The sequence below is a fragment of the Ralstonia pickettii genome, assembly GCF_001699815.1.
Classification (GTDB): Bacteria; Pseudomonadota; Gammaproteobacteria; order Burkholderiales; family Burkholderiaceae; genus Ralstonia; species Ralstonia thomasii.
The window spans coordinates 1-23,969 of sequence record NZ_MCGB01000020.1; the positions used below are offsets into that span (position 1 = coordinate 1).

Sequence of the window (23,969 nt, forward strand, 5' to 3'; positions counted from 1 at the left end):
ATTTCCATCGAATTCAGTGGCGGCCTGGAGGCGGCCAACGGCGTGGTGTCCGGCTACTCGGGCTGCAATCGCTTCTCGGGGCCGTATGAGAAGCTCGCCTCGGGCATGCGCTTCGGCAACCTGGTGTCGACGCGCATGGCGTGCGACCCGGCGCGTACGGAGCTGGAGACAGCGTTCCTGGAGGCGCTCAAATCGCCCTTGGCGACCGTCGGTATGCAGCCTTCGGCCAGCGGCACGCAGGGCCGCCAGGTTATCTGGAAAACGACCAGCGGCGCGCTGCTGCAGTTTGCCGAGCGCCCGCTGCCGCCGCGCGGCCAGACACATTGATCAGCGTTTGGCCGATTTGCCCGTTGGTTTCGCCGATTCAAGTTTGGTGCTTGCCGGCGGCAACGCAGTGATATCGCTCGAACCGTTGGCCGTGAGCAGCGTGTTCACCTGGATCACGTCTCCCTCAGTCAACGAGCCGGCTGCAGACTTCAGCCGCAGCCCGTTGACGATGGTGTCATAACGCGCGCGTGCCAGATCGCGCCGCGCCTGAAACAGCTGCGCCTGCGAATTCAGCACGTCGGTGCCGATGCGCACGCCCACACCGTAGGCGAGCTGGTTGGAGTCGTACGCTGTACGTGCCGACAGCTCGGCCGCTTCCAGTGCCTTGACCTGCGCCAATCCGGCAATCACGCCGATATAGGCTTGCCGTGCGCCTTGTTCGGCAGAGCGCCGGGCAAATTCAAGATCGTTTGCGGCCTTGGTTTCCAGCGCGATGTTTTCACGCACGCGCGACTGGATCGCACCGCCTGCAAAGATCGGGATCGACACCTGCACGCCAATCTGTGAACTGTCGAAGCGCGCGCCGCCGGGCAGCGACGGCAGGTATTGGTTGCCGCTGGCATTGGTGTGGCCGGTCTGCGCCACGAGGTCGACCGAAGGCAGATGGCCCGCGGTGGCCTTCTTCAGATCGCGCTCTGCACTTTGCAGGTTGTATTGCGCCAGTGCCACCTGCAGGTTGCTGCTGCGCGCCTGTTCCACCCAGGGTTCTGCTGAAGCCGGTTCCGGCTGGGGGATCGTGACGCCCGTGCGCACGCCGGCCAGCGTGCCAACGGGCTCCCCGATGATCTGCTTGAGCGCCGATTGCTTGATCTCAAAGTCGCTGCGTGCTGCGATGACGCTGGCGTCGATCGCGTCGCGGCGGGCCTGTGCGTCGTTCGCGTCGGTGATGTTGGCGTTGCCGACGTCGAAGTTGCGGCGAGCCTGTTCGTACTGCTGCTGGATCGCATCGCGCTGCGCGGTGGCGAGCTGCAGCGTGTCCTGCGCGTTGAGCACGTCAAAGTAGGCCCGCGCCGTGCGTGTGATGAGGTCGAGCTGCGCCTGCGCGAGCGAAGCCTCGGCGGCCTGCGCGGCAATCTCGCCTTGCTTGTAGGTTTCCCAGCGGTCCCAGCGGAAGAGCGGCTGCGACAGTGACAGCGTCCAGCCCGTCGAAGAGAACGTCTTGTTGAATTCGGCCGGAGCGGTTTGATCGAAGATGATGCGCGTGGAGCTCCAGGCGCCGCCGATCTGCGGTAGCAAACCAGCGCGGCCTTGCGTGAGCTTCTCGCGTTGCGCCAGCGACTGCGCGCGCGCCGATGCGAATTGCGGATCGTTGGCCAGCGCGGCGCGGTAGGCGGAGAGGAGGTCGGTTGCAGCGGCCGTGTTCGGTTGGGTCTGCGCCCACGCGAACATCGGCATCATCGAACAGCACAGCACAACAAGCGAACCGCGCGCGGCTATCCGCGTGCGGCTACTGCGAGCAACAGTCATAAAGCCCCCGAGCGAGGAGGAAACGTTCGCGTTCGGAAGGCAGCGCGGGCGCGTCAGGCCCTGTTCAGTGCCTGTGGAGCGTGAACAGGGCTTTGCCCGGCGGCGGCTTCCCCAATCAGTACGTCGCCATCTGCGGGTCCACCTGGTGAGCCCAGGCGTGGACGCCGCCTTGCAGGTTGTAGACACGCGCGGCATCAAAGCCGCCTTGCGTGATCAGATACTGCGCAACCTGCGCACTGCGTCCGCCGTGGTGGCAGATGCAGACGATGTCTTGGTCAGCATTCAGCTCGCTGGCACGCCCCGGGATCTGGTCCATCGGAATGTGCGTGATGCCAGGAATGGCACAGATTTCCACCTCCTCCGTCCAGCGCACGTCGAGCAGGACGGGCTTCGCGCGCGATGCGTCGGCGAGCCATTGGGCGAGGGCGGTGGGAGCGAGCTGCTGCATGATGATTGGGGGGCGAGAGGGATCAGAAGCGGAAGGACGACGGCGCGGGAACACCCACCAGCGGCGTCACATACGTCTCGAACAGGTTGCGCGTCTGATATTCGGTGTTGGAGATGCGCGTGATGAGCTGCGCTTCCATGACCGGCGCGCCGCCCACGAAGATCGACAGGCGACCACCCACCTTGAGCTGCTTGAGCAGCGCTTCCGGCACGGCGGGCACCGAGCCCGACACGCAGATGACGTCATACAGGCCGTCGCCCCAGCCTTGCGCGCCGCTGGCCTCGACCACGTCGACGTTAGTGACGCTATTGCGCGAGAGATTGTCACGGGCGAAGGCAACGAGTTCCGGCACGATGTCGAGCGTGGTGACCTGGCGGCCGCGATGGGCCAGCAGGGCGGCCATGTAGCCGGAGCCCGCGCCGACTTCCAGCACGTCTTCGTGCTTGCGCACGGCCAGCTCCTGCAGCACGCGAGCTTCAACGCGCGGTGCCAGCATGTTCTGGCCGCCGGCCAGCGGGATTTCCATGTCGACGAAGGCCAGCGCGCGGTAGGCCTCGGGCACGTAGTGTTCGCGCTTGACGACGCTGAGCAGGTCGAGAACGTCGGTATCGAGCACGTCCCAAGGACGGATTTGCTGCTCGATCATGTTGAACCGGGATTTTTCGATGTCCATGGGCATGCCTTCCACGCGGAGCGAGTGATGCGAATGAGGGTTTGACGACAAACCCGGCATTTTAGCAAGTCCGGAAGACATTCCGGCAGACGTTGTCATGACGAGGCGCCTTCGTCGGGGTTGTTGGCCCGCTCCGGGAGCGTGCGCCACGGCTGCACTGTGAGGGCAGGTGGAGGCGGTATCACTGCGCCCGTCGCTGGATTGCGCAGCACGCCGTGCAGCAGCAGCGACACGACGTGGGTGATGAACGCCTTCGGTTCCAGCTCCCGGTGCGAGCACGGGCCGAACGAGTGCTTCCACATCATCAGGAAGATCATCGGCGCGACCATGGTCAGCGTGGTGAGATCGATGTTGACGTCGCGGAATTCGCCGCGGGCCATGCCGCGTTCGAGGATGCGCGCGAACAGGCGGTCGCAGCGCTCGATGACTTCTTCGTGGTAGTACTGCGCCAGGTCAGGAAAGTTGCCCGACTCGGCCATCAGCAGCTTGGTGAGGCCCGAAGCCGGCGATTCGCCGATGAGCTCCCACCAGCCCATCAGGATCTCGTGCAGCAGCGCTTCGCTGGTGCCGTCAAAACTGTCGATCAGGGCCTCGCCCTCGGCCAGCGCGGGCACCAGGTTTTCCTGCACCACAGCCTTGAACAGTTCTTCCTTGTTGGCGAAATACAGGTAGACCGTGCCCTTGGATACGCCGGCGGCCGAGGCCACGTCTTCCAGCCGCGTGGCCGCGTAGCCGCGCGCCACGAACAGGTTCAGCGCGGCGGCGACCAGTTCTTGCGGGCGGGCCTCTTTGCGGCGCGTCCAACGTTTGGAGGAAGACTCGGAATCTTGATCAGTCACGGCGGTAGGGTGTCAGCCAGCACACGAGGTCACTGACTCACAGATAACTTACTTTTCGGTCATTAATGTACGCATGCGGCAAGGGCGGGTCAAGCGGCTTCGGCATTGTCAATCAGACTGGGCCGCTATTGTGCTGGTGCACAATAGCGGTTTCCGCCCTGATTTCATGCACTCGGACAGCATGGACTGTCGACCTCATTGCGGCGCGTGCTGCATCGCGCCTTCCATCTCCAGCCCCATTCCTGGCATGCCGAACGGCAAGCCGGCCGGCGTGCGCTGTGCGCAACTGGATGAGGCCAACGGCTGTCGTATCTTCGGCCAGCCGGAACGTCCGGCGGTCTGCAGCAGCCTGCAGCCTGAGCCCGACATGTGCGGAGGCTCGGCCACGCATGCCATGCAGTTTTTGACTCGACTTGAAATCGCTACCGCAGCGCACTGAATTGTCATGACCGATTCCACGAAACCCGCTGTCCGTTCCAACCGCGTCCGCTGGTGGTCGGGTGCGGCCGCTGTTGCAGTTGCCATCGTCGTCACACTCGTGGCTTGCATGCCGACCGGCTGGACCGGTGACGGTTACACCTTTTCCCGCGGCCAGATGCAGGACGCGCTTGCGCGCAAGTTTCCGTTCCAGCGGCGCTTTCTCGGCTTCTTTGACGTGACGCTGTCGAACCCGCAGGTGTCGCTCGACCCCGCGCGCAACCGCATCGCCATCCAGGCAGATGCCGTGGTGGAAAGCGGCCTGTTCCGCCAGCCGCTGACAGGGCCGCTGGCCGTCTCCAGCGGCTTGCATTACGACCCGCCCACGCATTCGATCCGACTGAATCAGCCCAGTGTTGATCGCTTCGATCTGCAGAACGTGCCCGGGGGCATCGGCCCGCAGATCAGTTCGATCGGTTCTTTGATTGCCGGGCAGTTGCTCAACGACTATGCGGTCTATACGTTCAAGCCCGAACAGCTGAAAGTGGCTGGCATTGCCGTGGAGCCCGGTACAATCACGGTTTTGCCCGAAGGCGTGCACGTCCAGGCCAAGCGGCCCTGAGTTCTGCTGCACGTCCAGCGCTTCGTTTTCCTCTTCCTTCTTTGCTTACTGCATGGATATCGCACTCGCCATCAAAGCGCTGATTCTCGGCATCGTCGAAGGCCTGACCGAGTTCCTCCCCATTTCCAGCACCGGCCATCTGATCCTCGCTGGCCAGCTGCTCGACTTCAATGACGAGAAGGGCAAGATCTTCGAGATCGTGATCCAGTTCGGCGCCATCCTGGCGGTGTGCTGGGAGTTCCGCCACAAAATCATCGACGTGATCAAGGGCTTGCCGAATGACCCGCGTCAGCAGCGTTTTGCGATCAACGTGATCGTGGCGACGATTCCTGCGATCACGCTAGCGCTGATCTTTGGCAAGGCGATCAAGGCGCATCTGTTCAATCCGATCGTGGTGGCGTCGGCGTTCATCCTCGGCGGCTTCGTGATCCTGTGGGCCGAATGGCGCGAACGCCATCGCGGCGAGACACATGACCCGCGCGCCAACGCACTGCTCGAAGCCGCCAAGGCTGGCGCGCCACGCATTGAAACGCTGGACGACCTGCGCATCTCCGATGCTATCAAGGTGGGCTTCGCGCAGTGCTTCGCGCTGATTCCGGGTACGTCGCGCTCGGGCTCGACCATCATCGGCGGCCTGCTGTTCGGCCTGTCGCGCAAGGTGGCGACGGAGTTCTCGTTTTTCCTGGCGATTCCCGTGATTTTCGGCGCGACGGTGTACGAGTTATACAAGTCACGCGCGTTGCTGTCGGCCGATGATCTGTCGATCTTCGCAGTGGGTTTTGTGGCCGCATTCATCTCGGCGTTCTTCTGCGTGCGCTGGCTGCTGAAGTTCATTGCCACGCACGATTTCCGAGGATTTGCGTGGTACCGGATCATCTTCGGCATCATTGTTCTGGCGACCGCTTATACGCACCTCATCGCCTGGCAGGCCTGAGCCACAGGCAAGCATTTCCCTTCTTCGGTGCGAGGCTTTCGCACCGTCTGCACGATCGGGCGGATTCGGACACACTGGCGGTTTCTTTAGCCAGCCGCTGATTGCCGAATCTCCCGATCATGAGTGCTCTCTTCCAGCCTTTCTCCCTGCGCGGTCTCACGCTTGAGAACCGCATCGTCATTTCGCCGATGTGCCAGTACTCGGCCGACAACGGCCAAGCCACGGCGTGGCACCACACGCATCTGGGCAGCCTGTCCCTTTCGGGCGCCGGATTGCTGATGATCGAAGCGACCGCGGTGTCGCCAGAAGGCCGCATCACCAACGGCTGCCTGGGTTTGTGGGACGACGCGACCGAAGCCGCGCTTGAGCGCACGCTGGCTGCCATTCGCCAGAATGCGCTGGTGCCGATCGGCATGCAGATCGCGCACGCGGGCCGCAAGGCTTCGAGCGCTCGGCCTTGGGAAGGCGGCGCATTGCTGGCGCTCGATGCCGGCGGCTGGGAAACGATGGGTCCCTCCCCGCTGCCACAGCGCCCTGAAGAGCGTGCCCCGCGCGAAATGACCGATGCGGACCTCGCCCGCGTGCGCGATCAATTTGTCGATACCGCGCGTCGGGCTGTGCGCTTGGGCCTATCGGCCATCGAACTGCATGCCGCACACGGCTATCTGCTGCACGAATTCCTGTCGCCGATCGCCAATCAGCGCACCGATGCCTACGGCGGTTCGCGTGAGAACCGCATGCGTTATCCGCTGGAGATTTTTGATGCGGTGCGCGCCGTGGTGCCGGACAATATTCCGGTTGGCGTGCGCGTGTCGGCCACCGATTGGGTGGAGGGCGGATGGGCGCCGGAGGATTCGGTGGTATTTGCGCAGGCACTGCGTGCGCGCGGCTGTGATTGGATCGATGCTTCGTCGGGCGGTGTATCGCCGCTGCAGCAGATTCCGCTGTCGACCGGCTACCAGGTGCCGTTTGCCGAGAAGATCCGAAACGAGGCGGACATTCCGACCATCGCCGTCGGCCTCATCAACGAGGCGCATGAGGCGGAGGCCATCGTTGCGCAAGGGCGTGCGGATTTGGTCGCCGTGGGCCGGGCCTTCCTCTACAACCCGCACTGGGCCTGGGCGGCGGCCGCTGAGTTGGGCGCGACGGTCACGGCGCCGCCGCAATACTGGCGCGCTTTCCCGCGCCACGCCAAGAACCTCTTCGGCGATACGCATTTCGGCGCACGCTGACTTGCGCGAGCGTGCGCGGACGTGGCTAGCCGCGCTTGCGGAAGACCACGTCCCACACGCCGTGCCCGAGGCGCAGGCCGCGTTTCTCGAACTTGGTGACAGGGCGGTAGTCGGGGCGCGGTGCAAAGCCGTCGGCGGTGTTTTCCAGCGTCGGCTCGGAGGACAGCACCTCCAGCATCTGGTGGGCGTATTCCTCCCAGTCCGTCGCGCAGTGCAGATAGCCGCCCGGTTTCAGGTGCGCCGCCAGCCGTGCGACAAACGGGCTCTGGATCAGGCGCCGCTTGTTGTGGCGCTTCTTGTGCCACGGGTCGGGGAAGAACACGTGGATGCCATCCAGCGTACCCTCCGGAATCATCTGCGCCAGCACTTCCACCGCATCGTGCGAAACGATACGGATGTTGCCGATTTCGCGTTCGCCGATCAGCTTGAGCAGCGCTCCAACGCCCGGCTCATGCACCTCGACGCCTAGAAAATCGTCGTCCGGGCGCAATTGCGCGATGTGCGCGGTGGTTTCACCCATGCCGAAGCCGATCTCGAAGATGCGCTTGGCGCCAGCGCGGCCGAAGGCGGCGTCCCAGTCCAGCGGCTCTGTGGTGTAGGGCAATTGGAAGCGCGGACCGAGTTCATTGATGGCACGCTGCTGGCCGGTCGACGTACGGCCGGCGCGGCGCACGAACGAGCGGATGCGACGCGGGTGGCCGGTTTCCGCACCGCTTTCGGCGCTCTCTGCGGTATTGGTGTCTTGCGATTCCGGCGTGATGTCGTCGGGGCCGGTGCCCGGCTGTTCGATGGGCTGCATGGAGATCCCGTGCCGGTTGCCCGTCGATGGAGCGACGGGCGCGCAGGCAACAAAAAAGCCGCCGAGGGCGGCTTCAGACTGTTCGGTGGAGCGGGCGATGGGAATCGAACCCACGGCTCTAGCTTGGGAAGCTAGGGTATTACCATTATACGACGCCCGCGCAGACTGCTATTTTACCCGGCTTTGCCTGAGCTTCGCAAACAGCGCCTGTGGCGGCTTCAGCGCCGCAGCGCCATCGCCTGCATTGCCGCATCCACGAACTTCGCCGCGGCCTGCTCGCCAGCCGTCGGGGCGGCAGCCTTGGCGCACGCGGCAACCACGTCGCACAGCGACTGCGGGTCTTCCTTGCAGGCACGCAGCAGCGGCATGGCGGCGCCCGCGGCCGAGCCGAAGTGCTGCACCGCCAAACGCATCAACTCGACCTTGACCACGTTGGGCAACACGTCGGCCAACTCCGGCGGGACGGCTGGCTGCGGCGTAGCAGAAGCCTGGACGGGCGCCGCCCGCGGCCTGTTTGCGTCATTGGCCGCAGGCTCGTCGATGGGCGCCGCCACCGCTTGCAGGCCGAGCGTCATGCCGGTCAACGGCGGCAGTTTGTCGTAGATGAGCGACAGGGCGGCAGGTGCGCCGTGCGCGTCATCGTCCAGCAAGGGACGGTTGAAGTGCGTGATGGGGTCGAACGGTTCTGCAGCCGGTGCGTTGTCATGCGAGATACCAGGCAGCACGTCGACCATGCCGGCCCGTTGCAACCCTAGCAGCAGTTCGTCGAAGTCCGGCCAGTCGCTCAGCAGTTGATGCAGTTGCCCCACCGTGCGGGCACCGTCGATGAGGATGAGCAGATGGCGCTGGCGCATCTGCATGTCGTGGCGGCGCTGGGCCAAGGCTTCGCGGCCGTCCTCCGTCTTGATCAGGACGTTCGTCGTTGCAAGCATGGTGACTCCCCGTTAAGCAACTCGCCCGGCATCTTGATGTGCCGGTGCAAGCTGTACGTTAGTCATCACACCCGGTCCCTGCCATCGTTCGATTGGCGGAGATTGTGAAACCAGAGACCAACGATCGGTCTAGCTCCGCCACGATTCCAATGCGGGCGCGGGCTCGCCGTGCGCGCTGCTTTGCCGGGCCAGCGACCCGGCGTAGGTCGCGTACCACGCAAGCACCTCCGGGTTTGCCATTGCATCGGGGTTGGCGACGCGCTCGATTGGTGCGCCAAGCAGCAGTTTCTTGATGGGCACTTCCATCTTCTTGCCCGACAGCGTGCGCGGCACGCCGGGTGCCTGTACGACCACGTTGGGCACATGCCGGGCCGACAGCCCTGCCTTGATGCGTGCATTGATCGTGCTGCGCAGCGTGTCGTCGAGCGTCGCACCTTCGCGCAGCACGACGAACAGTGGCATGAACGATTCGCGGCCGAGGAATTCCAGATCGACGACAAGGCTGTCGAGCACTTCCGGCAGATCTTCCACTACGCGGTACAGCTCGGCTGTGCCCATGCGGATACCGTGGCGGTTGATCGTGGCATCCGACCGGCCGTAGATGATGGCGCCGCCGCGTGGCGTGATCTTGATCCAGTCGCCGTGGCGCCACTGGCCGGGGTACATGTCGAAGTAGCTGTCGCGGTAGCGGCTGCCGTCGCTGTCGCCCCAGAAGAAGAGCGGCATCGACGGAATGGGCGCGGTGCAGACCAGCTCGCCTACCGCGTCGATGAGCGGTCGGCCAGCCTCGTCCAGTGCTTCCACACGCGAGCCGAGGTTGCGGCATTGCATCTCACCCGCATAGACGGGCAGTGTTGCGACGCCGCCCACGAAGCAGCCAGCGAAGTCGGTGCCGCCGGAAATGGGGTTGAGCCAGACGTCGGCTTTTACGTGGCGGTAGATCCAGTCGTACGCCTCGGCCGAGAGCGGCGAGCCGGTCGAGCCGACCGCACGCAGTCTCGACAGGTCGAAATCGCGCCCGGGCTCGATGCCGGCCTTCAGGCAATTGGCGAAGAACGCCGCGCCGGCGCCAAAGAAGGTCACGCCCGCATCCTGTGCGAAGCGCCACAGCGTATTGAGATCGGGCGTGCCGGGGTTGCCGTCGTAGATGGCGAGCGTGACGCCGCCGAGTAAGCCGCTCGCTTGCGAATTCCACATGACCCAGCCGGTGCTGCTGTACCAGTGGTAGACGTCGTCGGGGCCAAGGTCGAGATGCAGCGCGCCCATCATCGTCTGCACCAGCAGCAGGCCGCCATGGCCGTGCACGATCGGCTTGGGCATGCCGGTGGTGCCGGACGAATAGAGAATCCACAGCGGGTGGTCGGCGGCGACGGGTGTGACGACGAGTGGTACGTCGTTCGCAGTCAGGTCGCACCAGTCGCGGGCCTCCGGGAAGCGCGCGCGGTTGACCTCGCCAAGCAACTGCGGCACGAGCACGAGGTGTTCGACAGTTGGCAGTGCGGCGACCATCTCTGCGACGATGTCGGTGCGGTCGAACGCGCGGCCGCCGTAGTGATAGCCGTCCAACGCGATCAGCACTTTGGGCTCGATCTGCCGGAAGCGGTCGGTCACGGCCACCTGGCCCATGTCGGGCGCACAGACAGACCAGATGGCCCCGACGCTGGCCGTGGCGAGAAACGCCACGATCGCGTCCGGCGTGTTCGACAGATATGCGGCGACGCGGTCGCCCGGCACCACGCCCATCTTGCGCAGCGCATCCGCCAGCGAGGCAACGCGTTGGCGCAGTTCGCGCCATGACAAGTCGGCGAGCGGCTTGGTCTCGCTGGCGTATCGGATGGCGGTGCGGTCGGGGCTGCCGCCTTCTTCCACATGGCGCATGACCTGATCGACGTAATTGAGCTTCGCGCCGACCAGCCATTGCGCGCCGGGCATGGTGCGGTCGCCCAGCATCTGCGAGAACGGTGTCGAGGCGCGCAGGTCAAGGTAGTCCCAGACGGACGTCCAGAACGCCTCGAGTTCAGTGGTCGACCATTCCCAGAGTCGTGCGTAGCCCTCGGGCGTGGTCGCCGAAAAGCGCAGCCCGCGTTCGCGCGCGAGCCAGTCGAGGTAATGCGTCAGGCGCGAGCGCGCGATGAAGTCAGCCGATGGCGTCCATAGGAGGGCGCCTTCCTGGATGGTGCTCATGTGTCTCCTCCGCCGGTCAGGCAAGGGGAAAGGCCGCCCGCTCTATCGTTGTGGCGGGTCGGCCGAGAGGGGGCGACGGTTCAGATGCCGCCCATGCACAGATACTTGAGTTCGAGATACTCGTCGATGCCGTAGACCGAACCTTCACGGCCGAGGCCCGACTGCTTGATGCCGCCAAACGGCGCGACCTCGTTCGAGATCAGCCCGGTGTTGATGCCGACCATGCCGTATTCGAGCTGCTCGGCCACCCGCCAGATACGGCCGATGTCGCGGCTGTAGAAGTACGAGGCCAGGCCAAATTCCGTGTCGTTGGCCAGGCGCACGACTTCCGCTTCGTCCTGGAACTTGAAGATGGCCGAGACGGGCCCGAAGGTTTCTTCGCGCGCGATCAGCATGTCGGGCGTGGCATCGGCCAGCACCGTGGGCTCGACAAAACGCTGCGAGCCAAAGCCCTGCATCAGCTTGCCGCCAGCGGTCAGGCGTGCGCCTTTCTGCGTCGCATCGTCGATGTGGCGCTGCACTTTCTCCACGGCCTGGTCGTCGATCAGCGGGCCTTGAACAACGCCCGACTCGAAGCCGTTGCCGACCTTGATGCCGCGCACCTTGGCGGAGAGCTTCTCGACAAACGCGTCGTACACCGACGCATGCACATAGAAACGGTTCGTACACACGCACGTCTGACCCGCGTTGCGGTACTTCGACTGCACCGCGCCCTCCACGGCAGCATCGATGTCGGCGTCGTCGAACACGATGAACGGCGCATGGCCGCCCAGTTCAAGCGCCACCTTCTTCACCGTCGGCGAGCATTGCTGCATCAGGATGCGGCCCACCGGCGTCGAGCCCGTGAACGACAGATGGCGCACGATCGGCGATTCGCACAGGGCTTTGCCGATGGCGATCGAGCGGTCCGCATCGCCCGTCACCACGTTGACCACGCCCTTGGGAATGCCCGCCCGGTGCGCCAGTTCGGCCATCGCCAGCGCGGACAGCGGCGTTTGCTCGGCCGGCTTGATGACGATGGTGCAGCCTGCCGCCATGGCCGGCGCAACCTTCCGAGTGATCATCGCCAGCGGGAAGTTCCACGGCGTGATGGAGGCGCACACGCCCACCGGCTGCTTCAACACGACCATGCGTTTGTCGCGCCAGGTGCTGGCCATCACGTCGCCGGAGACGCGCTTGGCCTCTTCGGCAAACCATTCGATGAACGACGCGCCGTAGACGATTTCGCCCTTGGCTTCGGCCAGCGGCTTGCCCTGTTCGGCGGTCATCAGCGTGGCGAGGTCGTCGGCATTGGCGATCAGCAGGTCGAACCAGCGTCGCATCAGGCCGGCGCGCTCTTTGCCGGTCAGCTCGCGCCATGCGGGCCAAGCCGCATTGGCGGCGTCGATGGCGCGCAGCGTTTCTGCGTGGCCGAGATTGGCGACGTCAGTCAGGTGTGCGTTGGTGGCAGGGTCGTAGACGGGAAAGGTCGCGCCGTCTGCCGCGCCCACCCAGGCGCCGTCGACGTAGGACTGCGTTTTGACAAGGGTGCGGTCTGTGATGCGCTCCAGCGCGTTGGCGGCGGTGCGGGATGAGTCGAGTGCTTCGGCCATGGCGTTCTCCATAAGGAAGGCGGGCCCAGTAGACAAAGAGGGCCCGCCTTTTAGATGCAGCAGTCGCTTAACTCGCTAAGAATAACCGAACGATCGTTCGCTCGCAGGCCAGGCCGCCGAGCCTTGTGGTTATTGGAAGAGCGTGTCCCACATGGCGTCGACCTTGGCCTTGACAGCGGTATCCATGACGATGGGCTGGCCCCATTCGCGCGTGGTTTCGCCGGGCCATTTGTTGGTGGCATCGATGCCCATCTTGGAGCCCAGGCCCGACACCGGGGACGCAAAATCGAGGTAATCGATCGGCGTGTTTTCGACCATGACCGTGTCGCGCGCCGGATCCACGCGAGTGGTGATCGCCCAGATCACTTCCTTCCAGTCGCGCAGGTTCACGTCGTCGTCCACCACGACGATGAACTTCGTATACATGAACTGCCGCAGGAAGCTCCACACGCCGAACATCACGCGCTTGGCGTGGCCGGCGTATTGCTTCTTCATGCTGACCAGCGCCATGCGATAGCTGCAGCCCTCGGGCGGCAGATAGAAATCGGCAATCTCCGGAAACTGCTTCTGCAGCAGCGGCACGAACACTTCATTGAGCGCCACGCCGAGCACGGCCGGCTCATCGGGCGGCTTGCCTGTGTACGTAGAGTGATAGATCGGGTCGCGGCGCATCGTGATGCGCTCGACCGTGAACACGGGAAACCAGTCCTGCTCGTTGTAATAGCCTGTGTGATCGCCGAAGGGGCCTTCCAGCGCGTGTTGATAGCCGCTCGGGTGCGTCGGATCCGGCTGGATATGGCCTTCGAGGATGATTTCGGCGCCGGCCGGCACTTGCAGTTGCGCCTGCGCCAGCGAAGGCGTCAGGCATGTCGCAAGCTCAGTCCGGCTGCCGCGCAGCAGCCCCGCAAACTGGTACTCAGATAACGTATCCGGCACCGGCGTCACCGCGCCGAGAATGGTGGCCGGATCCGCGCCCAGTGCCACCGCGATCGGAAACGGCTGGCCGGGATTGGCGATGGCGTGCTCGCGGAAATCCAGCGCGCCGCCGCGGTGCGCCAGCCAGCGCATGATGACCTGGTTGCGATTGATGACCTGCTGCCGGTAGATGCCCAGATTCTGCCGTTTCTTATGCGGCCCGCGCGTGATGACCAGCCCCCAGGTGACGAGCGGAGCCGCATCGCCGGGCCAGCACGTCTGTACGGGAATGCGCGAGAGGTCGACGTCATTCCCTTCCCACACGATCTCCTGGCACGCCGGCGACGACACCTTGCGTGGCGCCATATCCCACACGGCCTTGGCCATCGTCCACAGCTTGCCGGCTTCACGCAGGCCGCGCGGCGGTTCAGGCTCTTTCAACGCCGAGAGCAGGCGACCGATGTCCCGCAGTTCATCGAGCGACTCCGCGCCCATGCCCAGCGCCACGCGACGTGTGGTGCCAAACAGGTTAGCCAGCACCGGCATGTCGTACTTCTGTGCGCCGTCCACCGGCTGCGCGAAGACTACCGCCGGGCCTTCGGAGCGCAGCAGGCGGTCACAGACTTCGGTCATTTCCAGGCGCGGCGATACCGGCTGGTGCACGCGGCGCAGTTCGCCCGTGCGTTCGAGTTGGGCGAGAAAGTCACGTAAGTCCCTGTATTGCATGGAGATTTTGTAACCAAAGGTAAGGTAGATCGCCTATCACGCGGAGGGGCTGTCCCCCGAATAGTCGTCCGGGCGACATTTTTTTGGTGTAGGCAGGGTGGCCGCGATTGTACGGCCAAAACCCCATGACCCCCTGATGACAGAACGCATCGCAGGTCAGCCAGTCCCAACAACGGGAGCTTTATCATAACTTTTGGATATGAAAACTTACTTCTTTATGATTGACTTGGCATAACGCGCTTCCTACAATCCAATCCGATCTGGTAATTGTTGCAACGCAACATGTTTTCGGCTAATGCCTACGCCCCGTTCTCAAACGTATGAGGGGCGACACCAGAGCACATCAGCATCGCTGCGGGACGTGACCTCCCCAAGGACACGGCCCGCATTTCTCTGGGCACTAGGGGAGTGCCCCCAACAGATGCCGGCTGACTGCAACAGCGCGGCATCCTTACTAAAAACCGTTGCGATTCGAAACGCACGGCGCCAGGCAAAAGAAAGGCGTCTACCGGATCTGCGCAGCGGACGGAGGTAAGTATGAACGGTTGGAAAACCCTTCATTCTTCCGGGATCGGATCGGCGCTGCAACGCCGGCTCGTAGCCCCGGTTGGCCGCCGCCTCGCGCGTGCTGGTCAAGTTGCGCTGCCTCGTAAGCTGCGCATGGAGTTGAACGCAGGGGGCGCCGCCGCGTCCCGCAATGAGTTGCATCCTGGCGTACTGCTGGTGTTCCGCAGCGGGCATGTCGTGCTTAATAGCATCGGCTTGCTGGCGGTGGCCGCCGCAGTTGCGCTCTCGCTCAACAGCGAGTGGCGCGCCACGGTCGCTCAACGCGTGCTGCATTTCACGCCGGGTGTCGACACCAGTGTCGCCTCGGCCAATCCGTCGCCCGCGATTGCGGCTGGCGTGCAGCCGGTTGCTTTCGCACCGACGGCGCCGTCCGCCGGTACGGGTGCCGCTCAAGCTGTAGCGCCTGCTGCGGCGCAGGGTGGCACGGTCGCGGCCGCAGGTTGGGACACGCTTTCGAAGGTGCCGTCCGTGGCCGAGTTGGCTGCGCAGATTCCGAACACGCAAGTCGTCCGTGACGCGCGTGAGTCGGCAACCGCCGGTACCCCGCGAGAGCAGGCTGCCGTGGCCGAATACATCGCCCGCAAGTACCGCGTGGCGGCCACTGCCACTGGCCAGTTGGTGAAGGCGGCCTATCAGACCGGCAAGGAAGTCGGCCTGGATCCGCTGCTCATCCTGGGCGTGATGGCCATCGAGTCCAGTTTCAACCCGTTCGCCGAAAGCGGTATGGGTGCGCAGGGTCTGATGCAGGTCATGACCAAGGTCCACCAGGACAAGTACGAAGTGATGGGCGGCGTTGGTGCTGCGCTCAATCCGTATGCCAACATCAAGGTCGGTGCGCTGGTGCTGAAGGATTGCATCGCGCGTGCAGGTTCGATCGAAGGCGGCCTGAAGCTGTATGTCGGGGCGGTCACGCAAGGCGACGGCGGCTACGGCGGCAAGGTGCTGCAAGAGCGGTCGCGCCTGCGCATGGTGGCCACTGGGCATCGTTCGCCCATGACGGTGGCGTCTGAGCGCGAACCGGTGAAGCCGGTCGCGACGGCAACGCCTGTGACGCAAGCCGATGCGAAGACGCAAGCCACCAAGCCGTCCGACAAGCAACCGGCGGCTGGTCAACAGGAAGAGGCACGTCTGGACAATAAGTCGCAGGGCCAAGCCTGATTGGCCCGATTCGCTGCGCTATATAGGAAAGGCCGTCCTTCGGGACGGCCTTTTCTGTTTGGGCGACGCGTAGAGTGTTTTACCGGCTGAATAGCTTGCCGAGCCTAGCGACCGCTTCTTCCAGATGCGCCATCGACGTGGCGTACGACAGCCGGATGTAGTGCTGCGCCGTGTGTGGACCAAAATCGAGCCCCGGCACCAGCACTACGCCAGCGTCATGCAGCATCGACTGGGTGAGGGCGTCGGCATTGGCGGCGTGCGGGTGGTTTACGCCGCGGCAATCGGCGTAGACATAGAACGCCCCGTCCGGCTTGACCGGTACCTTGAAGCCGAGCGACTCCAGCGCTGGCACGATGAAATCACGTCGGCGGCGGAATTCGGCCTTGCGCTCTTCGTAGATCGCCAACGCTTCCGGCGCAAAGCAGGCGAGCGCCGCATATTGCGCCACCGCCGACGCGCAGATGAACAGGTTCTGCGCGACCTTCTCGAACTCCGGCACCAGTTCGGCGGGTGCCACCAGCCAGCCGAGCCGCCAGCCGGTCATGTTGAAATACTTGGAAAAGCTGTTGATCGTGACGACATCGTCGCCGAACGACAGTGCGGAGACCGGGGCCTGATCGTATGACAAACCTTGGTAGATCTCATCGACGATCGAGAATCCGCCTCGTGCACGTACCGCCTGCACAATACGCTGCAGCTCATCCGGCAGGATCGACGTGCCCGTCGGGTTGGAAGGGGAGGCCAGCAGCACACCCTGCGTGCGCTCGCCCCAGTGGGTTTCGACCTGCGCGGCAGTCAACTGAAAGCGTTCTTCCGGCCCCGACGGCACCAGCTTCGCCTCGCCATTGAAGGCGGCCACGAAGTGACGGTTGCACGGATAGCTTGGATCGGGCATCAGGACTTCGCCGCCAATCTCCACCAGCACCGCACACGCCAGCAGCAACGCTGCCGACGCGCCCGCCGTCACGATGATGCGCTCGGGCGCGATGTCTAGGCCGTAGACGGTGTGGTAGTAGCGGGCGATGGCCTGGCGCAGCGAGCGGATGCCCAGGGCCCCGGTGTACTGCGTGACGCCGCGCCGCATGGCGTCGGCGGCCGCTTGCACGACGGGCTCGGCGGCGGTGAAATCCGGCTCGCCGATGCCCATGTGGATGATACTGCGCCCCGCCAGTTCCAGCTCGCGGGCCTGCTTGGCCAGTTCCATCACGTGAAAGGCGCGGATATTGGCCAGCCGGGCGGCTGTGTTTAGGCGGTGGGCGTCCATCTTGAAGCGAAGCGAAAAAGGTAAAGCGAACAGCAGACGCCGAATTACCGGCGGGCAGCGACCTCGACAGCGCGCACTTGCGTAGCCAGCTTGTCCAGCACGCCGTTGACGTACTTGTAGCCTTCCACGCCGCCGAAGGTCTTGGTCAGTTCAACCGCTTCGTTGATCACGACCTTGTACGGGATGTCCACGCAGTGCACCAACTCGTACGCGCCGACCAGCAGGGCGGCACGCTCGACCGGCGACAGCTCGGCAACCGGGCGATCCAGGTACGGCGTGAACGCCTCGGTCAGCGTGGTTTCTTCGCGGATCGCACCGTGCAGCAGCGCGTCGAAGTGCGCGCGGTCGGCCTTGTTGAAGCCTTGCGCGTCCTGCAGATGCGCCTCGACCACGCCCGGGTCGTTGCGATTGAGCAGCCATTGATACAGACCCTGCAGCGCCAGTTCGCGCGCACGGCGGCGCGCGCTCTTGGCGGGCGCTTTGGCCTTGGCTTGGGAATTGTCTTGCGTCATGGGAAAAGCCTTTGCGCGAGGAAGCGCTTATTCATTCTCGCCGTCGTCGTCCTGGCCGTGATCCTGCAGACCGTCGAGGTCGTTGGTCAGGTTGGCCATTTCGACGGCGGTGCGGGCGCAGTCGCGACCTTTTTCGCGGGTGCGGGCGTGGGCCTGTGCGTCTGTGTCGGTGGTCAGGATGCCGTTGGCGATGGCGATGTTGAAGTCCAGGCCCACGCGCGTGATGCCGGCGCCCGATTCGTTGGACACCAGTTCGAAGTGGTACGTCTCGCCGCGGATGACTGCGCCCAGCGCGATCAGCGCGTCGAACTGGCCCGACTCGGCCATCTTCTGCAGCGCCAGCGGGACTTCCAGCGCACCCGGCACAGTCACGAGCAGCACGTCTTCGCCGGCCACGCCGAGTTGTTCGAGTTCAGCGACGCAAGCTTCTCGCAGTGCTTCGCACACGGGCTCGTTGAAACGCGCCTGGACGATGCCGATGCGCAGGCCTTCGCCGTTGAGATTGGTCGGGTAGAAGCCGTGGTCCATGGTGTATTCCAGTTAAGGTTGCCGGTCGGGCAACGTCAGAAGAAGAAAGCCGGCGCGGCAGTCTCGGCTGCCGCGGGAAAATCAGTGTGTCGCGGTGGATGCAGAGGAAGTGACGTCGGGTGCATCTGCCATCGACTGGTACGCCGTCACCTCCAGATCGTAGCCGACCATGCTCGGCAGTTTGAGCGGCGAGGCCAGCACACGCATTTTGCCCACACCCACGTCCTTGAGGATTTGCGCGCCGATGCCGTAGATGCGCGGATCGGGTTTCGTACGCGGGCGCTCATGCGGCGCGTCCAGCGCGGAGAACTGCGTGAACAGCCGGTCCGCCGAATCGCCGCAATTGAGCAGCACGACCACGCCGGTCGGGGCAGCCTGGATGGCACGCAGGGCAGCGGGCACGCTCCACGAGTGCGTCGTGCGCTGGCACTCGAGCAGGTCCAGCACCGAGAGGGGTTCATGTACGCGCACCAGCGTTTCGGTGTCCGGCGTCGGCGTGCCCTTGACCAGCGCCAGATGGGCGCGGCCGGCCGCCCGATCGCGGAAGGCGACGGCGTGGAACGTGCCGAACTGCGTCTCCATCGTGCGCTCGCCGACGCGCTCGACGATGCTCTCGGTGCGGCTGCGGTATTGGATCATGTCGGCAATCGTGCCGATCTTCAGGCCGTGTTTCTTGGCGAATTCCACGAGGTCCGGCAAGCGCGCCATGGTGCCGTCGTCCTTCAGGATCTCGCAGATTACGGCGGCGGGTGTCAGGCCCGCCATGGCGGTCAGGTCGCAACCGGCTTCGGTGTGGCCGGCGCGCATCAGCACGCCGCCCTTCTGGGCCCGCAGCGGGAAGATGTGGCCCGGGTTCACCAGGTCAGACGGTTTGGCGTTCTTGGCGGCCGCCACCTGAATGGTGCGTGCGCGGTCGGCCGCGGAAATACCAGTGGTCACGCCTTCGGCCGCTTCGATCGATACGGTGAAATTGGTGCCGAACTGCGTACCGTTGCGGCTTGCCATCATCGGCAGGTCGAGCTGGTCGCAGTGCTCTTCGGTGAGCGTCAGGCACACCAGGCCACGCGCGTGCGTGACCATGAAGTTGATGGCTTCCGGCGTGACAAAGTCGCTCGCCAGGATCAGGTCGCCTTCGTTCTCACGGTCTTCCTCGTCGACCAGGATGACCATGCGGCCGGCGCGGATTTCGGCAATGATTTCTTCGACTGTGGCGATCGACATGGCGTAGCAGGGGTGCGCGCCGCCGGTCAACTCCCGTCAATCGGTGATTTCGGGGGCCGTGCGACTGCGTAGATGGGAAGCCTGCTATTGTACGCCAAGGCGGCCCCAAGCCAGTGGGGCCAATGGTTCAAACGGCTGCCAGGGGTTGTGTGCCCACGGGCAGGCCAATAGCGGCGTGGGTGAGCATGCGCTCCACGTAGCGGGCGATCAGGTCGATCTCCAGGTTGACCTGGCTGCCGGCCTTCAGGTGCTTGAGCGTGGTGACTGCCACGGTGTGCGGGATCAGATTGATCGAGAACTCGCAGCCGTCGGCATCGTCCCGGACGGAATTGACCGTAAGCGACACGCCGTTCACCACCACGGAGCCCTTGTAGGCCAGATACTTGCCCAGCTCTACCGGAGCCCGCACGCGCAGTTCGTGCGATTCGTTGACCGGCGCGAAGTATGTGACCGTGCCCAGGCCGTCCACATGGCCGGATACGAGGTGCCCGCCGATGTGGTCAGCCAAGCGCAGAGCCTTCTCCAGATTGACCTCGCCGGGGCGTTCCAGTCCGACCGTCTTGGACAGCGATTCGCGCGATACATCCACGTCGAAGCGGGTCTCGGTTTTGGCGACGACCGTCATGCATGCGCCCTGGATGGCAATCGAATCGCCCAAGGCCACGTCGGCTAGCGGCAGGCCGCCGGCGTCGATGGACAAGCGCACGCCGGCATCGGCGTTGTCGCCAAGCGGCGAGACGGTTTCAATACGGCCAACTGCGGCGACGATTCCGGTGAACATAAGCAATCAATCCGTCGGGTTGCGGCGCGCCAGGATGCGGAGATCGCCCCCGATGCGCGAGATATCGTGAAAGAAGAATTCGGCCGCGCCTTCCAGCGTCTGCAGCGGCCCCATATTGAACATGCCCTGGCCCGAGCCGAGCACCTTGGGTGCCAGATAGACGAGGATCTCGTCAACCAGCCCTTCGCGCAGCAGCGAGCCGTTGAGTTTGAAGCCGGCTTCGACGTGCAGCTCGTTGATTTCGCGGCGACCCAGTTCGCGCAGGACTGCGGCCAGATCGACTTTTCCTGCGGCGTTCGGCAGCAGGATGACCTCCGCGCCGCGCTCGCTCAACGCACGCATGCGGCCAGCTTCGGGTTGAGCGGCAAAAATGAGCGTCGGCTCGTGGTGCCCATCTGCGGTGAGGATGTGGGCGTCGAGTGGCACGTCCAGCGCCGAGTCGATCAGCACGCGGCGAGGCTGGCGCGGCGTGTTGATGGCGCGCACGGTCAGTCGCGGATTGTCTTCGCGCACCGTGCCGATACCGGTGAGGATGGCACAGGCGCGCGCGCGCCAGCGGTGGCCGTCGTTGCGCGCCTCGGTTTCGGTAATCCACTGGCTGATGCCGTTGTCCAGCGCGGTGCGGCCGTCCAGCGAAGCGCCGACCTTCACACGCACCCAGGGCGTGCCGCGCGTCATGCGCGAAACGAAACCGATGTTCAGCTCACGCGCCTCCCGCTCCAGCAGCCCGCAGCGCACGTCGACCCCGGCATCGCGCAGCTTCTGCAAGCCGCGTCCGGAGACAGCGGGGTTTGGATCTTCCATGGCCGCCACCACGCGGGTGATCCCCGCTTCGACGAGACGATCCGCGCAGGGCGGGGTGCGGCCAAAGTGGCTGCAGGGCTCCAGCGTCACATAGGCGGTGGCGCCGCGCACGTCCTGGCCGCGCGACTGAGCATCCTTGATGGCTTGGATTTCAGCGTGGTCCTGTCCGGCGGGTTGCGTGTAGCCCTCGCCGATGACGGTGTCGTCTCGCACGATCACGCATCCGACGCGCGGGTTGGGCGTGGTGGTGAACAAGCCCTTCTCGGCCAGCGCCAGGGCGCGCTGCATCATGGCGTGGTCGAAGTCGGAGAACATGAGCAAAAAATGCGGGAGTTTGGGTTAATCGTCGTTAGCCGAGGCGCTGGCGCCGCACGTTTTGGTGTCCTTGGCCGGATCGCAGATGCGGGCGCGGCCTGCGGAGCTGATGCGGACCCGCCGCTCATGTGCTCCAGATCGGATTGTCAGCGTGCCGTAGAGCTGGCTGCCGTTACGCTGTCGCGAGTATCCCACAGGTGCAAAAGAGAGGGTGTCGACATCCCGCTGTGACGCCGTGAACGCAAATTCGACGGGCGGCACCACAGGCGGCGACACGCGCATCAAGATATCTTCGGTGCCGGGTTCAAGCGGCGTCGCCTGGGTTTGCGGCGAGGGCATCATATACAACGCCCATCCCGACGACCAACCCTGCTCAGCGTTGCACGGGCCGAGGTGAACCCACGCACGCTGATTGCGCGACATGGTCTGCGCCAGCGAGATCGCGCTGACAAAGCGGTCGGCCAGAACGACGACAGTCTCGCGTTGCCACCAATTCAACGCGGCGGGCGCGGCGAACATCGCAAGGATCGATATCACGCTCAGGACGACGACGAGCTCAGCCAGCGTGAACCCGGCCCGCAGACGAGACGCGTTCATGGCCAGCATGCGGGCGATGCCGGTTGGCGCGCATTGCCGATCTGCGTGAACCGTTCGCCGGTGTTGCGCAGGATAAGCGCGCCGCAGTCGGTGCCCGCGTGCACCGGCTGGGCGACGACTTCAATGCAATGTGCGGCAGCACGCCCATCGCACGGGCCAGCAAGCAAGTGATAGCCGGAGATGTATTCCGGAATGTTGGCCGGTGAGGAGCTATTGCCTGTGTGCGCATACTGGCGTTCCAATTCCACCATGGTTGAGACCAGCGCCGCATGCGCCGCAGTCCGCCGCGCGCGCTCATGGTGTCTCGACCAGGTTTGTATGGCGGCGCCGGTCAATAACGCAGCGATGGCCAATGCGATCGTAAGCTCGACAAGCGTGAATGCGGCATGGCGATACTTCATCGTAAGCCCTCCTCGATCAGCTCACGCCAGTTCAGGGGGCCGAGCATGAAGGTTTGCGAATGGGGGGCGGTTGCGTCGTGCCGGTCGCTTGTGGTGTAGACGCGTTGTGTCACCGTGCCACTGGGTCGAATGGTGGGCAGTGCAGCTTCGGTGGTGGTCTGAGGCGTGGATGTATGGCGCGGCACTCGGGGGCGGAAGACTGTTTGCAGCACGACACTGACCGCGGGGTCGGCGCCAAATCCTGCTGCCGTGATGCGATACAACCATGGCGGTGGCGTGTCATCGCTATGCTGAGTTTGGCCGGGCCATCGATCGGGAATCGGCTCAATGACGTACCGCGCAGTGCGGCCGGCAATGCGCTGAGTGCCTGGGAGGCGTGCGTCGATCTCTACGGCGTGGGTGGTCGCATCAAGCAGTCGCGCCAACGTCCAGAGCGATTGGTCGGGTTGCGGCTGACATAACCCAAGCGAGCCGTCGTTGCCGCACGTTCCCAGCAGGAAGCCGCGTCTCAAAACCGGATCCAGTGCGGCGATACGTTCCCGTGGCAAGGCCGCCATACATTGGAGGTTCGTGGGCGTTTCGGTGGCGACGGACAGTTCGCACTCCGCCGCATTCAGCGCCATTTCCGCGCCGTATTTGGCCAAGGCACGATCGGCCGTGAGAGACGTGCGGTGCCGTTGATCCAACACCAGATGGAAGGTCGCCATGGTCAGCAGGCCGAGCAACGCCATCGCAGGCATCACCACCATCATCGAGAAACCACCCGCTTTGGCGCTATCGCTCAACATACGTCCACGTCGCAGGCGAGCGGATTGCGCAAGCGTACCGTTGCAGTGAAAACGGCACGACGGCGTTGGGTTTCGGTTGGCGTGAACTCCAAGTCCTGTGCGTTGGCGCCTTCAACTCGCTGGAGGTCGGGAAATAGCGCGAGTGTGGCCGTGGTCTTGGTGGCTGACCTGGGCGTGTTGTAGTCGCCGCGAACGACCAGCGCGATGTGCACGGCTTGAACCCGGCGCCATTGCTCGGTGGTCAGCGAGCGCGCGGACAGTGTCGTGCTTGAGGTGCCGCCAGCGGTGCGAACCTCATACAGAAGCTGCATTGTTTCGACGCCGCGGACCATGCCATTGGATGTCCATCGGCCCGCCACAGTCTGACCGGCTTGATGCCTTCGCGACCGGCACATGAGTTGCGGTTCTTGATCCGTCGCTCGGGCGAGATAGAGCAGCATGTATCCCGCGCGCTGGCCGTCGCTGCCGTTTTGAACGGGCTCAGCGACCCCGTAGCCGGAGCAATCGATGATGCTGTCGTCAGCTCGCTGCGAGTTGGTATGCATGCTACGGCCTGCAAAGCGGACCAGCACGGCATCGCTGTTTCGGATGCCACTGCCGTTGCAGCCAAGGACTTCCGCTTCGGAAGGGGTGCAACTGTCCGCACCTTGAATCGATAGCGTCGCCTTCGCGTCTGGCCATCGGCGCTCTGGCGATGCTGCTGGCGTATCGGTTGCCCACCCTGCATGCTGCAGTGCCATTGTCAGCAGTTCCAGTGCTTGCGTGCCGCGGCTTTCGATCAGGGCATTGTCGGCAACGCGCTGATAGCTTGCACGGGCCAGGAGTGCCAGTTGCAACGCGATGCCAAGCACGATCAGCCCGACCAGCGTGCCGATCAGCAACTCCACAAGCGTCGCGCCCCGCCGAGCATGAGAGAGGCGGCACAT

At 64.3% G+C, this 23,969-nt stretch carries 25 protein-coding genes and 1 tRNA gene; 6 read left to right on the forward strand and 20 right to left on the reverse strand.

Annotation, left to right across the window (positions count from 1 at the left end):
• On the forward strand, positions 1–327 hold a 327-nt coding region (locus BEK68_RS02360; protein ID WP_139111336.1), incomplete at its 5' end, for an META domain-containing protein.
• On the opposite strand, the gene BEK68_RS02365 is transcribed toward BEK68_RS02360, so the two are convergent.
• From BEK68_RS02365 to BEK68_RS02380, 4 genes are all read right to left on the reverse strand, one after another.
• Positions 328–1,794 carry a TolC family outer membrane protein gene (locus BEK68_RS02365; RefSeq protein WP_012435047.1) on the reverse strand — a complete coding sequence of 489 codons (1,467 nt, stop codon included), beginning with the start codon at positions 1,792–1,794 and terminating at the stop codon, positions 328–330. It abuts the gene before it with no gap.
• A 115-nt stretch (positions 1,795–1,909) separates the two neighbouring features.
• Positions 1,910–2,242, reverse strand: coding sequence for a rhodanese-like domain-containing protein (locus BEK68_RS02370; RefSeq protein ID WP_004629576.1), 333 nt, complete (start codon positions 2,240–2,242; stop codon positions 1,910–1,912).
• A gap of 22 nt (positions 2,243–2,264) precedes the next feature.
• Positions 2,265–2,915, reverse strand: coding sequence for a protein-L-isoaspartate O-methyltransferase family protein (locus tag BEK68_RS02375; RefSeq protein WP_012435048.1), 651 nt, complete (start codon positions 2,913–2,915; stop codon positions 2,265–2,267).
• Positions 2,916–3,010: 95 nt separating this feature from the next.
• Positions 3,011–3,754, reverse strand: coding sequence for a TetR/AcrR family transcriptional regulator (locus BEK68_RS02380; RefSeq protein WP_012435049.1), 744 nt, complete (start codon positions 3,752–3,754; stop codon positions 3,011–3,013).
• A gap of 181 nt (positions 3,755–3,935) precedes the next feature.
• Here BEK68_RS02380 and BEK68_RS02385 point away from each other — a divergent pair, with 181 nt between their 5' ends.
• From BEK68_RS02385 to BEK68_RS02400, 4 genes are all read left to right on the forward strand, one after another.
• Positions 3,936–4,193 carry a YkgJ family cysteine cluster protein gene (locus BEK68_RS02385; RefSeq protein WP_012435050.1) on the forward strand — a complete coding sequence of 86 codons (258 nt, stop codon included), beginning with the start codon at positions 3,936–3,938 and terminating at the stop codon, positions 4,191–4,193.
• A 6-nt stretch (positions 4,194–4,199) separates the two neighbouring features.
• On the forward strand, positions 4,200–4,793 hold the full coding sequence (locus BEK68_RS02390; RefSeq protein WP_004629570.1) for a DUF1439 domain-containing protein: 594 nt from the start codon (positions 4,200–4,202) through the stop codon (positions 4,791–4,793).
• Between the two features lie 52 nt (positions 4,794–4,845).
• On the forward strand, positions 4,846–5,727 hold the full coding sequence (locus tag BEK68_RS02395) for an undecaprenyl-diphosphate phosphatase (RefSeq protein WP_012435051.1): 882 nt from the start codon (positions 4,846–4,848) through the stop codon (positions 5,725–5,727).
• A gap of 119 nt (positions 5,728–5,846) precedes the next feature.
• Positions 5,847–6,959 (forward strand): NADH:flavin oxidoreductase/NADH oxidase, encoded by a 1,113-nt coding sequence (locus tag BEK68_RS02400; RefSeq protein ID WP_012435052.1) that lies wholly within the window; start codon positions 5,847–5,849, stop codon positions 6,957–6,959.
• A 25-nt stretch (positions 6,960–6,984) separates the two neighbouring features.
• Here BEK68_RS02400 and trmB read toward each other — a convergent pair whose 3' ends face one another.
• The 6 genes from trmB to ubiD all read right to left on the reverse strand — a co-directional run bounded on the left by trmB (position 6,985) and on the right by ubiD (position 14,107).
• Positions 6,985–7,758: a tRNA (guanosine(46)-N7)-methyltransferase TrmB gene (gene trmB / locus BEK68_RS02405; RefSeq protein ID WP_012435053.1), complete on the reverse strand. Its 774-nt coding sequence runs from the start codon at positions 7,756–7,758 to the stop codon at positions 6,985–6,987.
• An 86-nt stretch (positions 7,759–7,844) separates the two neighbouring features.
• A tRNA-Gly gene (locus tag BEK68_RS02410) sits at positions 7,845–7,918 on the reverse strand.
• Between the two features lie 58 nt (positions 7,919–7,976).
• Positions 7,977–8,690 carry a hypothetical protein gene (locus tag BEK68_RS02415; protein WP_012435054.1) on the reverse strand — a complete coding sequence of 238 codons (714 nt, stop codon included), beginning with the start codon at positions 8,688–8,690 and terminating at the stop codon, positions 7,977–7,979.
• 129 nt (positions 8,691–8,819) lie between these two features.
• Entirely contained in the window at positions 8,820–10,874 is a 2,055-nt protein-coding gene (locus BEK68_RS02420; RefSeq protein WP_012435055.1) for an acetoacetate--CoA ligase, read from the reverse strand.
• Between the two features lie 80 nt (positions 10,875–10,954).
• The gene (locus BEK68_RS02425) at positions 10,955–12,466 is read right to left on the reverse strand and encodes an NAD-dependent succinate-semialdehyde dehydrogenase (protein ID WP_012435056.1); all 1,512 of its coding nucleotides are present in this window, start codon (positions 12,464–12,466) and stop codon (positions 10,955–10,957) included.
• A 129-nt stretch (positions 12,467–12,595) separates the two neighbouring features.
• Positions 12,596–14,107, reverse strand: a complete 1,512-nt coding sequence (gene ubiD, locus BEK68_RS02430) for a 4-hydroxy-3-polyprenylbenzoate decarboxylase (RefSeq protein ID WP_012435057.1) — start codon at positions 14,105–14,107, stop codon at positions 12,596–12,598.
• A gap of 537 nt (positions 14,108–14,644) precedes the next feature.
• Here ubiD and BEK68_RS02435 point away from each other — a divergent pair.
• Complete coding sequence (locus BEK68_RS02435) at positions 14,645–15,832, forward strand: lytic transglycosylase domain-containing protein (RefSeq protein ID WP_004629556.1); 1,188 nt, start codon at positions 14,645–14,647, stop codon at positions 15,830–15,832.
• 79 nt (positions 15,833–15,911) lie between these two features.
• Here the strand turns inward: BEK68_RS02435 and BEK68_RS02440 are convergent, their stop codons facing one another.
• The 10 genes from BEK68_RS02440 to BEK68_RS02485 form a co-directional block, all read right to left on the reverse strand.
• Positions 15,912–17,096, reverse strand: a complete 1,185-nt coding sequence (locus BEK68_RS02440) for a pyridoxal phosphate-dependent aminotransferase (RefSeq protein ID WP_012435058.1) — start codon at positions 17,094–17,096, stop codon at positions 15,912–15,914.
• A 44-nt stretch (positions 17,097–17,140) separates the two neighbouring features.
• Positions 17,141–17,608, reverse strand: a complete 468-nt coding sequence (nusB, locus tag BEK68_RS02445) for a transcription antitermination factor NusB (RefSeq protein ID WP_004629553.1) — start codon at positions 17,606–17,608, stop codon at positions 17,141–17,143.
• A gap of 27 nt (positions 17,609–17,635) precedes the next feature.
• Positions 17,636–18,136, reverse strand: a complete 501-nt coding sequence (gene ribH / locus BEK68_RS02450) for a 6,7-dimethyl-8-ribityllumazine synthase (RefSeq protein WP_004629552.1) — start codon at positions 18,134–18,136, stop codon at positions 17,636–17,638.
• Between the two features lie 81 nt (positions 18,137–18,217).
• Positions 18,218–19,357, reverse strand: coding sequence for a bifunctional 3,4-dihydroxy-2-butanone-4-phosphate synthase/GTP cyclohydrolase II (gene ribBA, locus BEK68_RS02455; protein WP_012435059.1), 1,140 nt, complete (start codon positions 19,355–19,357; stop codon positions 18,218–18,220).
• Between the two features lie 127 nt (positions 19,358–19,484).
• Positions 19,485–20,138, reverse strand: a complete 654-nt coding sequence (locus tag BEK68_RS02460) for a riboflavin synthase (protein ID WP_004629548.1) — start codon at positions 20,136–20,138, stop codon at positions 19,485–19,487.
• 6 nt (positions 20,139–20,144) lie between these two features.
• Positions 20,145–21,257: a bifunctional diaminohydroxyphosphoribosylaminopyrimidine deaminase/5-amino-6-(5-phosphoribosylamino)uracil reductase RibD gene (gene ribD / locus BEK68_RS02465; RefSeq protein ID WP_004629545.1), complete on the reverse strand. Its 1,113-nt coding sequence runs from the start codon at positions 21,255–21,257 to the stop codon at positions 20,145–20,147.
• Between the two features lie 24 nt (positions 21,258–21,281).
• Positions 21,282–21,863: a GspH/FimT family pseudopilin gene (locus BEK68_RS02470; protein WP_004629543.1), complete on the reverse strand. Its 582-nt coding sequence runs from the start codon at positions 21,861–21,863 to the stop codon at positions 21,282–21,284.
• Positions 21,851–22,255 (reverse strand): type IV pilin protein, encoded by a 405-nt coding sequence (locus BEK68_RS02475; protein WP_012435061.1) that lies wholly within the window; start codon positions 22,253–22,255, stop codon positions 21,851–21,853. The genes BEK68_RS02470 and BEK68_RS02475 overlap by 13 nt, the downstream gene beginning before the upstream one ends.
• The gene (locus tag BEK68_RS02480) at positions 22,252–23,043 is read right to left on the reverse strand and encodes a pilus assembly PilX family protein (RefSeq protein ID WP_012435062.1); all 792 of its coding nucleotides are present in this window, start codon (positions 23,041–23,043) and stop codon (positions 22,252–22,254) included. The genes BEK68_RS02475 and BEK68_RS02480 overlap by 4 nt, the downstream gene beginning before the upstream one ends.
• Positions 23,037–23,969 carry a PilW family protein gene (locus BEK68_RS02485; RefSeq protein WP_012435063.1) on the reverse strand — a complete coding sequence of 311 codons (933 nt, stop codon included), beginning with the start codon at positions 23,967–23,969 and terminating at the stop codon, positions 23,037–23,039. The genes BEK68_RS02480 and BEK68_RS02485 overlap by 7 nt, the downstream gene beginning before the upstream one ends.